This window comes from uncultured Butyricimonas sp. (genome assembly GCF_959596855.1).
GTDB lineage: Bacteria > Bacteroidota > Bacteroidia > Bacteroidales > Marinifilaceae > Butyricimonas > Butyricimonas muris.
Genome location: NZ_CAUFYA010000034.1, coordinates 47,791 through 58,940, shown reverse-complemented (window position 1 = coordinate 58,940; position 11,150 = coordinate 47,791). Strand labels below are relative to the sequence as shown.

Here is an 11,150-nt window from a genome sequence, read left to right as displayed (position 1 = left end):
TGACGAGCAACTGGAACTTCAGAAGTTAATAGAATTGCAACAGGGGGAATATATTCTTTATACAAATTATTTCGGCGTGAAAGATAGGTATGTCCATTATCTTTCAGAACAATACGGGAGTCAACTGGTCGTGGATAATGCTCAGGCTTTGTATGCGGAGGTTATCAAAGGTGTATCAACCCTGTATAGTCCCCGGAAGTTTGTCGGAATACCTGATGGGGGTATTGCTTATGAAGATTTGCCATTGGAGAGGCAAGTTTACGAGTTGGATAAATCTTATTGTCGATGCGGACATCTTTTAAGACGCTATGATGAACCGGCGTCAGACGGGTATATTGATTTTAGAGCAAACAGTGGCCAACTTGTGATGCAACCTGTGAGGGAAATGTCTTTGTTGACTCGTGCATTACTTTCAAACATTGATTTTATTCAGGTTAGAGAGCGCAGACTGAAGAACTTCGCGTATTTGCATAAATATTTAGGTACTTCCAATCTATTGGATTTGAACATACCCTTTTTCTGTCCCATGGTATATCCTTATCGCATGAGGGAAGGTGCTGATATAAGAAAGAAGTTGATAGCTGATAAAATATATGTAGCCACTTATTGGCCGAATGTGTTTCAATGGTGTGCTTCCGATGCGTTGGAGTGTCGTTTGGCTGATGATATATTGCCTTTGCCGATTGACCAGCGGTATGGCAGTTGTGACATGGAGCGTATTTTGAATGTAATAAATAATTAATGATGGAAGAGAATAAAATATTTTTAAGGGGATTCGAGCCCGAAGATTATATTTTAATAAATCAATGGAGAAATGATCCGGAAATGCAGAAACTTCTTTCCGGTAATTTTCGGTATGTTTCTTTAGAAATGGAGAGAGAGTGGGTTAGACAAAAGATGATGAATAACACCAAAGAGATTTATCTGTCTGTTTGTCTGAATGATGAAAGTCGTCGGATGGTAGGTTATACATCCGTTAATGATATTGATTACGTGAGTCGATGTGCTCACGGGGGTGGGGTTGTTATTGGAGATAAGCAATACCGGGACGGAGAAATAAGACATGAGGTAGGGAGACTTATTCGAGAATTGGTATTTGATCACTTGAACATGAATCGTTTTACTGCAGCCTGCCTCGCGGAACATAAAACATCCAGAATCATGATCGAAGCCTGTGGGTTTCAATTAGAAGGTATAAAAAGGCAGGCCGTGTATAAAAACGGAACTTATCATGACCAATTCATGTTTTCTTTATTACGCGAAGATTACTACCGTTTGTTGGAGGAAGGACAATATAGTTTGAGAGCTTTTGCACGGCAGATAGAAATTGTAAGAAAACGGTTGAGAAACAAGTAATGCATTTCATCGGAAGTTTTTTATTGATATTTTGGCTTGGTTTTTGGGGGAATCATTTTATTGCCACGGACAAGGATACCAAGGTGCAAACCGAGCTAAAAAAAATCATGGAAGAATTACACGCTATCGGTTTGTCTGTTGTTGTGGTGGATAAAGGGCAAATCGTGTATAATGAATCTTTGGGTTATAAGTCAATTGATACGTCCAATGGAAATGGTAAAGAACCGTTACGAAACGGGTATATCTTTAGAATTGCCTCAATCTCAAAAACGTTTGTGGCTACGGCTATTTTTCAGTTGATCGAAAAAGGTCAGTTAGCGTTGAATGATGATATAAATCGTTATTTGAATTTCAAGGTGTCCAATCCGAAGTACCCGGAAATCCCGATAACTGTAAAAATGTTATTATCCCATCGTTCGAGTATAAACGATAGTCAGGGATACCATTCTTTTGATCACATAAGCCCCCGAAAAGGGAAAAATTATCAATCGTGCTATAATGATTATGCCCCGGGAGAGGGATATCAGTATTGTAATTACAATTATAACTTGTTAGGAGCCATTATTGAGAAAATATCCGGAGAACGATTTGATGTCTATATAGAAAAGTATGTAACAGGGCCGTTAAATCTTAATTGTAGTTTTAACGTGGAGCAATTAGATAGTAATTTACTTGTCCCATTGTATAAATATAATGCAAGCACAAAACGTTTCAATTTGATGCCTGAAGCGTATAAATCATATAAAGATTATTTGAATAATTACAGGTTGGCTTCCTATACTCCTCTTTTATCCCCGACCGGTGGTATGAAAATATCGGCTGAAGATTTGGCGAAGTATATGATTATGCATATCCAAAGAGGCAGGGATAATAATAGTCGGATTATTACCAAAAAAAGTGAGAAGCTTATACGACAGGTGGTTACACCGGAATCCGGGTATGCTCTTTCATTTAGGGAATATAAAGGACTTATTTCCGGAGAAATATTGTGCGGGCAAACCGGTGGAGCTTATGGGTTATTTAGTGCGATGATCTTCCAACCGGAGAAAAAATATGGTTTTGTCGTTATTACGAATGGCTGTATTTCGGAATCCGCGGATGGTTATCAAGATCTTCACAAGAGAGTGATAAATTGTTTATACGATAATTTTATAAGGAAGAACTAAATATATGGGTATATTACATTTGTGTTTTGATGGTAATTTTATAAATAATAGCCTGAAAGTATTCGAGAAGTATTACCCGGGACAAAATCTGTTTATCGTAAATAAGGAAAAAAAGGATTTTCAAATGTTACAAGACGATGAACGTTTACTGGGTATTCCCTTGGAGGAAGAGGATTTTCCTAAAGTTCATCAATTGTGTATTGAACATCATATTGATAAAATTATTATACATGGCATAAAACCAAGTTTCGTGGATTGTCTTCAATATTTAAAGAAACATGGTGAATTTAAAGTTTATTGGATTTTTTGGGGATATGAACTTTATTTTGCGTTAGGGCAATTAGGGAAATATAAACTCGTGGATGGGGGTGTAAATCCATTTTTGTTACAAACCTATTATTCTTCGAATCGATATAGTTATTTCGTAAAACGGATATGGTATGGGAAAAAGGTATTCGCAGATCTATTGAAAAAGTTTTTACCTATGGTAGATTACTTTTGTTTTTGGAATTATAAAGATTATGAATTATTACAATCTTATTTTCATACTGATATAAAATATAAATTTTTTGCATATGCGGCTTATACCGGACAAGAGGAACCGGGGCATGGAGAAAACTTGCCTGCCAGAAGCTCGAGAACGATAATGATTAATCATCAAGCTTCTAATACAGGAAATCATTGTACTATAATGAATAAAATAGCTAGTTTGGATGCAAAAAATAGTTATAAAAAAATAGTACCACTTTCTTATGGCAGCCCTCGAGTAAGAAATCACGTTTTAAAAATAGGAAAGAAGTTATTTGCCAGTCAATTTCAACCGATATTTGAATATATGCCGCGGGATGAATATTTTGCATTGATTACTTCCGTGGAGGTTGCTGTATTTGGGGCAAGGAGGCAAGAAGCTTCTGGCAATATATCTACTTTACTTCGCAATGGTGTAAAAGTTTTTCTACGAGAAAATAATAATCTTTTGCAGTATTACAAAGAGAAGGGTTATATCCTTTTTTCGTTTGAGAATGATTTGCACTCGATGAAGGATTTAAAACCGTTAACGGTAGAAGAACAGAAACATAATAAAGAATGTAGTATCAAAAATAGAATCCTTTATGATCAATTTATGCCGTCTTTTTTTAATGAGTAGTTGATGAATTGAATGAAAGATATAAGCGGTTCATTCGTGTAAATTGATATTAAAAAAATAAAAAATGAATTCGGAATTTTTGTTGAATACTAAGACCGTACTGGTCACTGGGGCTTCTTCCGGTATTGGGAAACAAATTGCTTTGCGCTGTTCTGAAGCGGGGTGCTCTTCCATTGTCATAGGACGGAATGAAGATCGTTTGAATAATGTTTATCAAGCACTGGAGGGTGATAATAAATTAAAGTTTATTTGTGATTTATCTGATGAAAAAGAGATTGTTGCATTAGTGTCTTCTCTTCCCCCGCTTGATGGAGTTGTTTTGTGTGCAGGAATGGTAAAAACGTCACCTGTAAAATATAATTCACGAGCCGGCGTAGAAGAGGTATTTAAAACAAACACTTTTTCTAATATCACTTTGCTTCAATATTTACTGCGTCAAAACAAGATTAATAAAGGTGCATCAGTTATATTTATTTCATCGGTGGCTTCGTTAAAGCCTTATAAAGGAAATTCGCTGTATTCGGCTTCTAAAGGTGCGATAAATTCTTTTGCGAAAGTAATGGCTTTGGAATGCGGAGTTAAAAGTATACGTGTAAATTGTATTCATCCGGGTATTATTCGTACAAAATCTGAGAGTAATTTCTCCGAAGAGGATATGGCCAAACAGGCTGCTATGATTCCGTTAGGTTTTGGAACTCCTGATGATATTGCTTATGGATGTATCTATTTACTTTCCGATGCCGGTAGATGGATTACCGGTACCGACTTGATTATTGACGGAGGACAGGCAATTAGTTAATTACTTACATGTAAATATATAGTGTAATGAAAGTATTGATAAAGAATGTAAAGATCAAGGCTGTGGCAACTTGTCTTCCGGAGAAGACGTTTGAAATGGATTCCTTGAAAGGCGAGTACGAGGAGAAGGAGATTGATAATGTAAAGAAAACGACGGGTGTTGTCCGGGTGCACGTGGCGGGACAGAATCAAACGACCTCGGACTTATGCTTTGAAGCCGCCGAACTTTTGATAAAAAATGAAAAAATCGATCGGGATATAATTGATGGAGTTGTGTTTGTTTCTCAAACCTTTGATTATTTATATCCGGCTACCTCTGTGGTTCTACAGCATAAACTCGGATTATCGCAGGAAACCATTTGCTTTGACATATCCTACGGGTGTTCCGGATATTTGTATGGCTTATTTCAAGCGGCATCCATGATTCATTCCGGGGCATGTAAAAACGTGTTGCTAATGGCCGGAGATACGAATACAAAGATATTGAATCCGAGTAATCTCGGGGCAAGGATGGTTTTTGGCGATTGCGGTTCGGCAACGTTAATTTCAGAAGGTAATTCTTCAATCGGTTTCCATTTATGTTCCAATGGAGCGGGAGCCAAAACCGTGATAAATGTTAATGGTGGTTTCCGTCATTGGCCGGATAACGTGGGGAAATTGGATTATAGTAAGAATGCCAATAAAGGGGATGATGTTTTCGCGTTTATAGTATCGTGTGGTACCAAAAGTATTAAAACGATGCTGGAATTTATGGAATGGGATAAGGATGAAGTAGATTTTTACGCTTTGCATCAAGCGACTAAGTTTACATTGGATTTTATGAAGAAGAAGATGAAACTTGATCAAGAAAAAGCTCCTTTTAATATTAAGAATTATGGGAATACCGGACCTACGACAGTTCCTTTGGTGTTGACCGATTACGCGAATGGAATAACAAAACCGGATACACGTCAGTGGCACAAGGTCGTGTTGGCGGCCTATGGTGTCGGATTATCATGGGGAAGTGCCGCTTGTGATCTGTCGGAAACGAATATTTACAAACCGATTAACCAAGATTTGAGATAATTTTTATATGAAAGTTTTCATGTTTCCGGGGCAAGGATGCCAGCACGAAGGAATGGGAAAGGAATTGTATGACCGTTTTTCTAAAGCTAGAGATATTTTTGAAAGAGCAAACGATTTGTTGGGGAGAAGGATAACTGATGTCATGTTTTATGGTACAGAGTTGGAGTTGATGGAAACTCGAAATACACAACCTGCAGTTTTCTTGTATGAAGTTGCATTGGCTTTAGCTCAGGAAGAACTGAAGCCGGATCTGGTTGCCGGACATTCGTTGGGAGAGTTTGCCGCTCTTGTTGTAAACGGCACTATTAGTTTTGAAGATGGATTGAATTTGGTATTGCATAGGGCGTTGATTGCTCAAAAGGCTTGCGAAACAGTAAAAACAGCTATGGGGGCAGTTATCGGACTTCCCGATGAATATATAGCCCGAAGGATTAAAGAAATTTGGGATGAAACCGGAGAGCCGATTTATTTTGCCAATTATAATGGACCGGGACAAGTTGTTATTTCCGGTTCAAAAAAAGGTATTCGATTAGCTTGTAAGGCTTTTATGGCAGAAGGAGCCAAAAAGGCAGTTCCATTAATGATCGGTGGTAGTTTTCATACCCCGTATATGAAAGAAGCTCGTTTGGAATTAAAAGAACATATTGATAAAACAACTTTTCATACACCTTTTGTTCCTGTTTGTCAATGTGTGGACGGGCTATTACATTCGGAACCCGAACGGATAAAAGATAATCTGATAGAACACATTACGCATCCCGTGTTATGGACTCAAATGGTGCATAACTTGGCAAAAGAGGGGGCAATGGATTTTTATGAAGTGGGTCCGGACGATACTTTGCAAAAAATTGTAGCCCGTATGTACCCGGATAAGCGTGTATGTTCGATTTGGACGCTTCCCTTGTATGAATCCTACCAGCCATTAAGTATTCATTAATATGCAGATGAATCTTGTTAGCGGATTTTCATCTTTAGCCGGATTCCTTTGGATATTTACGGCTATAAATCCTTTTTATCTTTGGAATCCGCTTGAAAATAGATTGACAACACTCGTTGGGGTTTTGGTAGTTATAGCTACGTTGTTTTTGTATAATAGAAGAAAATTGTTTTTTACCTCAAAGAGATTATTGTTGGCTTTTTCTGTGTTTGTTTTTTTTGCTTATTTAACGTGGAGGTTGGATGATGGAATTTTAGCTACGGCAATTCGTTTTTTTATTTTTTCCCCACTGATACTGTTGGCTTTTTGGCGGAATGAGCTTCTGTACAAGGTGTATTCCCTATTTAGAAATGTAATCATTTTTTTAGCCATAGGTTCATGCGTTATCGCCATTTGTGCGGTAACGGGGATTATACAGTATTTGCCCTATTACGAGTTGGAAGCACAGTCCAACGTTCATGAAATGGCAGGTGTAACCTATCGGGTGTATGGTTGTATCGTTGTTACGGCTAAAGGAGGCTTTCTATCTTCTGTCATTCCGCGGGCGTGTGGCCCTTTGCAAGAACCGGGACACTTTGCCATTATTTTGGGTTTTATATTTTTGATAGATCGATTTGCCCGAAATAGTATCAGTAAGTGGATCGTGATCTGTGGTATGTTGACGTTTTCAATAAATTTTGTCATCCTTGCCGGATTGGGAGAGTTATATGACATGATGGTCAATAAGGTAGGATGGAGAAAGTTGAAAATTTACCTGTCTTTTTTGTTATTTTGTACGATTATCTTTTTTAGTTTAGATGAAAGTTTACAAGCACAGTTATCGTTTTTACTTTATGAAAGAAATCTAGAGCAAATTGTAGGTTCTTTTATCTCAACAAATTCTTTACAGGGGGCTTTGGATGAACGTATTAACCAAACAGGGGCTTATTACTACGAACAGTTTACTCATTCGTCCAAGGTGATATCGGGTTTAGGCAAACTTGACAGTGAAGTTGTTCTTTCTGATTATCGCGGATTAATTCTTCTTTTAGGATATATCGGTTTGATTTTATCTGTAATTTTAGCTTATACAGCTTTGTTAGGTGCTAAATTTAGACAGGGAATATTCCTGATTTGTGCGCTATTTCTGGTTTATCTTCATCGGGCATGGATGATGCACCAACCTTATATATATTTTTTGATATTTATTGCTATTTGCATGTATAATTATAGCATATATAGTAAACGAGTTTACGATTCAAAATAAAATTAGTATTAATATAATTGAGTATTTATTATGATTACATTAGATGAATTTGTGCAGAGATTTGCAGCAGAGTTTGATGAAACTCCTATTGAAACTTTTACTCCTGATACAGAATACAAAAAATTGGAAGAATGGGGATCTTTGGTAGCGCTTTCAATTATATCAATGATTGATGAGGAATTTGATAAATTCCTTACGGGAGCGGATCTGCGTTCCGTGTCTACGATTAAGGAATTATATAATTTAATACAAACTCGATAAATTGATACGGATATGCAAAATTTCATAAAACAATTTGCGGAGTTATTTGAAGAAACGGATCCGGAAGTGTTTAAGGCGGGAACAAAATTCAGAGAGTTGGATGAATGGTCTTCCTTGATTGCTTTGGCATTAATCTCCATGATTGATGAAGAGTATGATATTGTACTTAATGGAGAAGATATTCGTGATGCGGTGACAATAGAAGATTTGTATAATAAAGTGTTGGAGAAGAAATAATATCATGGGTTACAATCCATACTCTCTGGACGGGAAGGTGCTATTGATAACCGGGGCAGCCGGAGGAATTGGCAGAACTACTGCTATCGAGTGTTCAAGGTTGGGTGCGAGCTTGATTTTGACAGACATAAATGAAGAGGGGTTGAAAGAAACTTTATCTTCCCTTGAGGTTGTTTCCGGTCAAGAACATCGCTATTATAAGATTGATCTTACCGAGGAACAAGAAATAGCGGGCTTGGTCGAGAATGTACCTGCTTTGGACGGGTGTGTTTGTAATGCCGGAGTCATGAAACTTACCTTAACTCAATTTATTACAATAGCCGAGATCGAAAGGGTTCAGCGAATAAACTTGATAGCCCCGATGTTATTGACAAAATATCTCGTGAAAAGAAAGAGAGTGAAACGGGGTACTTCGATTGTCTTTACGGCTTCGGCGGGTGGTGTTTTTCGGGTTTCTGTCGGGAACGGGATTTATGCTACCACTAAATGTGGAATAGATGCGTTTATGAGGACGGTGGCACTTGAATTGGGACCTAAAGGTGTTCGATGCAATAGTGTTAATCCCGGTATGGTGGAAACCAATTTAGTGCGTAATGGACAATTCACGGAAGAAGATCACCGAAAAGAATTGCAAAACTATCCCTTGGGGCGATATGGGCAACCTTTAGATGTAGCCTTGGCCGTTATTTATTTGTTATCGGATGCTTCCTCGTGGGTGACCGGAACTGCTTTAAAAATAGATGGAGGGATGACTTTAAGTTAATACTTATGGAAAGATTGTTACAAGGTAAGGTTTGTATAATCACGGGTGCTGCCCAAGGTATCGGTAAAGCTATCGTTGAGCGTTTTGCCGGGGATGGAGCGGTGGTATATGCTTTTGATCGGCAGGTTGGAGTAATGGAGCAATGGGTAGGGGCTTGTGCTGGACGTTTCGGGACAAGAGTAATACCCGTTTGTTGCGATATTACGAATAGTGCAGAGATGAAAAGAGCACTGATGTCAATTCACAAGCAGGAGGGAAGAATAGATGTGCTGGTGAATAATGCGGGAGTGGTTTTCAACCGGAAGATGGGAATGATTGTTCGTGATGAAACGGAATTGATGTTTCGGGTGAATGTGATCGCCGTCTTGGAGTTGGTACAACTGGCCGCCCGATTTATGGCAAGAAATAAGACCGGTTCGATTGTGAATATTGCTTCTGTGACAGCTGTATTAGGATCGCCGGGACAAGTTGCTTATTCGGCAACAAAGGGGGCGGTTATATCCTTGACAAAATCGGCAGCGAAGGAACTTGCTTCACAAGGAATACGGGTGAATGCGGTGGCTCCGGGAATAGTGGAAACGGAACGCTTCACTGAGTTGTACGAAACCACGGGAAACAAGATTGATCAACGCATAGGAAAAATTGCTCTCGGACGTTTGGGGAGCCCGGAAGACGTGGCTAATGCCTGTGCTTTTCTGGCTTCCGAGAGGGCTTCTTATATTTCCGGACAGATTTTAGGAGTGGACGGTTGTGCGTCAATATAAAGGTATGGTACTGAATATTAATAAGCATGATGCTGATTCTTTGGCGGTAGTAGATTCTGCCGGAAACAAGTTGAGATATGGGGAACTGGTGGAGTTTTCAGAAGAATTGAAACGAGAACTCCCCAATCGTTCTCTGGTGTTCGTTTTTGCCGATAATGACGCGGGTGGGATTGCTTGGAGTATGGGATTCATAAATACCGGAATTGTCCCTTTGTTGTTGAATCCTAAGATAGATGGGGAATTATTGGAACAGCTATACTCAATTTACCAACCCGGTTATGTATGTGTTCCAAGTAGGGATGCTAAACGATTCGGTTTTGGACAGAAGTTGAGTCGTTTCGGTTATTCCTTATTGAAAACGGGGAATATGGCTTATCCGCTACATGAGAAGTTATCGCATCTTTTACCCACGTCCGGTTCCACGGGCAGCCCGAAATTGGTGCGGCACAGTTACGAGAACGTGGAGGCTTCCGCGTTGAACATCTCGACTTTTTTTCAATTAAAAAAAAGTGCTAGACCGCTACTTGTGTTACCCTTGTATTACACGATGGGGTTATCAGTTGTGTTCAGTCATTTGTTCGTTGGAGCGACTATTCTTGCCACGGATTTGAGTATGACACAGCGGGAGTTTTGGATTTTTTTAAAAGAACAAAAAGCGACGAGTTTCACGGGAGTACCTTACAGTTTCGAGATCTTGCGAATGATGCGTTTTTTCAGGATGGCTCTGCCCGATTTGGAGTTGTTGACACAAGGCGGGGGAAAACTGTCAAGGGAATTGAATCTTCAATTTGTGGAATACGCACAACAAACAGGGAAACGATGGATAGCCACTTACGGTCAGACGGAAGGAACAGCCAGAATGGCGTATTTACCGCCGGAATTTGCTTTGTCAAAGTGTGGTAGTATTGGTAAAGCTGTGCCTAACGGGGAATTGTACCTGACGGACACGGGGGGACAAGTGATTGAGGAAAATAATCGGGAGGGGGAATTGTGCTACCGGGGAAAGAATGTGACATTGGGGTATGCCTTGTGTAAGGAGGATTTGGCTTTGGGAGATACGCGAAACGGAAGTCTGAAGACGGGAGATTTGGCGTATCGGGATAGTGACGGATTTTATTATATCGTGGGGCGTACAGGGCGTTTCCTGAAGCTATACGGGACTCGGGTAGGGTTGGACGAGTGCGAGCATATCATTAAATCGAAATACCCGATAGAATGCGGTTGTGTGGGAACGGACGTGAAGATGATGGTTTACATTACGCGACCCGAACTGCAAGAACAGGTAAAAGGAGAACTGGTGGTAAAGACCGGGATTGTGGCTTCGGCTTTCGAGGTAAGGGTGATTCCCGAGTTGCCTAAGAATAACGTGGGGAAGATTTTGTATAGTAAATTGAGTAACCAATAAAATGA

General features: G+C 39.3%; 13 protein-coding genes. All 13 read left to right on the top strand.

The window, feature by feature from the left end; translation table 11 throughout:
* Positions 1-742: hypothetical protein (locus tag Q5866_RS14455; RefSeq protein ID WP_303180950.1), on the top strand; the 742-nt coding region annotated here is incomplete at its 5' end.
* The gene (locus tag Q5866_RS14450) at positions 742-1,356 is read left to right on the top strand and encodes a GNAT family N-acetyltransferase (protein WP_099289773.1); all 615 of its coding nucleotides are present in this window, start codon (positions 742-744) and stop codon (positions 1,354-1,356) included. The genes Q5866_RS14455 and Q5866_RS14450, both read left to right, overlap by 1 nt.
* Before the next feature lie 107 nt (positions 1,357-1,463).
* The gene (locus tag Q5866_RS14445) at positions 1,464-2,522 is read left to right on the top strand and encodes a serine hydrolase domain-containing protein (protein ID WP_176554840.1); all 1,059 of its coding nucleotides are present in this window, start codon (positions 1,464-1,466) and stop codon (positions 2,520-2,522) included.
* A gap of 4 nt (positions 2,523-2,526) precedes the next feature.
* Positions 2,527-3,669, top strand: a complete 1,143-nt coding sequence (locus tag Q5866_RS14440; RefSeq protein WP_186977561.1) for a TDP-N-acetylfucosamine:lipid II N-acetylfucosaminyltransferase — start codon at positions 2,527-2,529, stop codon at positions 3,667-3,669.
* Between the two features lie 64 nt (positions 3,670-3,733).
* Positions 3,734-4,468 carry an SDR family NAD(P)-dependent oxidoreductase gene (locus Q5866_RS14435; protein WP_186977560.1) on the top strand — a complete coding sequence of 245 codons (735 nt, stop codon included), beginning with the start codon at positions 3,734-3,736 and terminating at the stop codon, positions 4,466-4,468.
* 26 nt (positions 4,469-4,494) lie between these two features.
* Positions 4,495-5,532, top strand: coding sequence for a ketoacyl-ACP synthase III (locus Q5866_RS14430; protein WP_255469578.1), 1,038 nt, complete (start codon positions 4,495-4,497; stop codon positions 5,530-5,532).
* Between the two features lie 7 nt (positions 5,533-5,539).
* The gene (fabD, locus tag Q5866_RS14425; protein WP_186977558.1) at positions 5,540-6,469 is read left to right on the top strand and encodes an ACP S-malonyltransferase; all 930 of its coding nucleotides are present in this window, start codon (positions 5,540-5,542) and stop codon (positions 6,467-6,469) included.
* A 1-nt stretch (position 6,470) separates the two neighbouring features.
* The gene (locus Q5866_RS14420) at positions 6,471-7,715 is read left to right on the top strand and encodes a hypothetical protein (RefSeq protein ID WP_186977556.1); all 1,245 of its coding nucleotides are present in this window, start codon (positions 6,471-6,473) and stop codon (positions 7,713-7,715) included.
* A 30-nt stretch (positions 7,716-7,745) separates the two neighbouring features.
* The gene (locus Q5866_RS14415; protein WP_222621205.1) at positions 7,746-7,976 is read left to right on the top strand and encodes an acyl carrier protein; all 231 of its coding nucleotides are present in this window, start codon (positions 7,746-7,748) and stop codon (positions 7,974-7,976) included.
* Positions 7,977-7,988: 12 nt separating this feature from the next.
* Positions 7,989-8,213 (top strand): acyl carrier protein, encoded by a 225-nt coding sequence (locus Q5866_RS14410; protein ID WP_099289779.1) that lies wholly within the window; start codon positions 7,989-7,991, stop codon positions 8,211-8,213.
* A 4-nt stretch (positions 8,214-8,217) separates the two neighbouring features.
* Positions 8,218-8,976, top strand: coding sequence for an SDR family NAD(P)-dependent oxidoreductase (locus Q5866_RS14405; RefSeq protein ID WP_303180949.1), 759 nt, complete (start codon positions 8,218-8,220; stop codon positions 8,974-8,976).
* 5 nt (positions 8,977-8,981) lie between these two features.
* Positions 8,982-9,740 (top strand): SDR family NAD(P)-dependent oxidoreductase, encoded by a 759-nt coding sequence (locus tag Q5866_RS14400; RefSeq protein ID WP_303180948.1) that lies wholly within the window; start codon positions 8,982-8,984, stop codon positions 9,738-9,740.
* 4 nt (positions 9,741-9,744) lie between these two features.
* Complete coding sequence (locus tag Q5866_RS14395) at positions 9,745-11,145, top strand: AMP-binding protein (protein WP_303180947.1); 1,401 nt, start codon at positions 9,745-9,747, stop codon at positions 11,143-11,145.
* The last annotated feature ends 5 nt before the right edge of the window (positions 11,146-11,150 follow it).

Excerpts from the sequence above, each read along its gene's own strand:
- Q5866_RS14450 (WP_099289773.1), top strand. The coding sequence starts at position 742 with ATGATGGAAGAGAATAAAATATTTTTAAGGGGATTCGAGCCCGAAGAT.
- Q5866_RS14445 (WP_176554840.1), top strand. The coding sequence starts at position 1,464 with ATGGAAGAATTACACGCTATCGGTTTGTCTGTTGTTGTGGTGGATAAA.
- Q5866_RS14440 (WP_186977561.1), top strand. The coding sequence starts at position 2,527 with ATGGGTATATTACATTTGTGTTTTGATGGTAATTTTATAAATAATAGC.
- Q5866_RS14435 (WP_186977560.1), top strand. The coding sequence starts at position 3,734 with ATGAATTCGGAATTTTTGTTGAATACTAAGACCGTACTGGTCACTGGG.
- Q5866_RS14430 (WP_255469578.1), top strand. The coding sequence starts at position 4,495 with ATGAAAGTATTGATAAAGAATGTAAAGATCAAGGCTGTGGCAACTTGT.
- fabD (WP_186977558.1), top strand. The coding sequence starts at position 5,540 with ATGAAAGTTTTCATGTTTCCGGGGCAAGGATGCCAGCACGAAGGAATG.
- Q5866_RS14420 (WP_186977556.1), top strand. The coding sequence starts at position 6,471 with ATGCAGATGAATCTTGTTAGCGGATTTTCATCTTTAGCCGGATTCCTT.
- Q5866_RS14415 (WP_222621205.1), top strand. The coding sequence starts at position 7,746 with ATGATTACATTAGATGAATTTGTGCAGAGATTTGCAGCAGAGTTTGAT.
- Q5866_RS14410 (WP_099289779.1), top strand. The coding sequence starts at position 7,989 with ATGCAAAATTTCATAAAACAATTTGCGGAGTTATTTGAAGAAACGGAT.
- Q5866_RS14405 (WP_303180949.1), top strand. The coding sequence starts at position 8,218 with ATGGGTTACAATCCATACTCTCTGGACGGGAAGGTGCTATTGATAACC.
- Q5866_RS14400 (WP_303180948.1), top strand. The coding sequence starts at position 8,982 with ATGGAAAGATTGTTACAAGGTAAGGTTTGTATAATCACGGGTGCTGCC.
- Q5866_RS14395 (WP_303180947.1), top strand. The coding sequence starts at position 9,745 with ATGGTACTGAATATTAATAAGCATGATGCTGATTCTTTGGCGGTAGTA.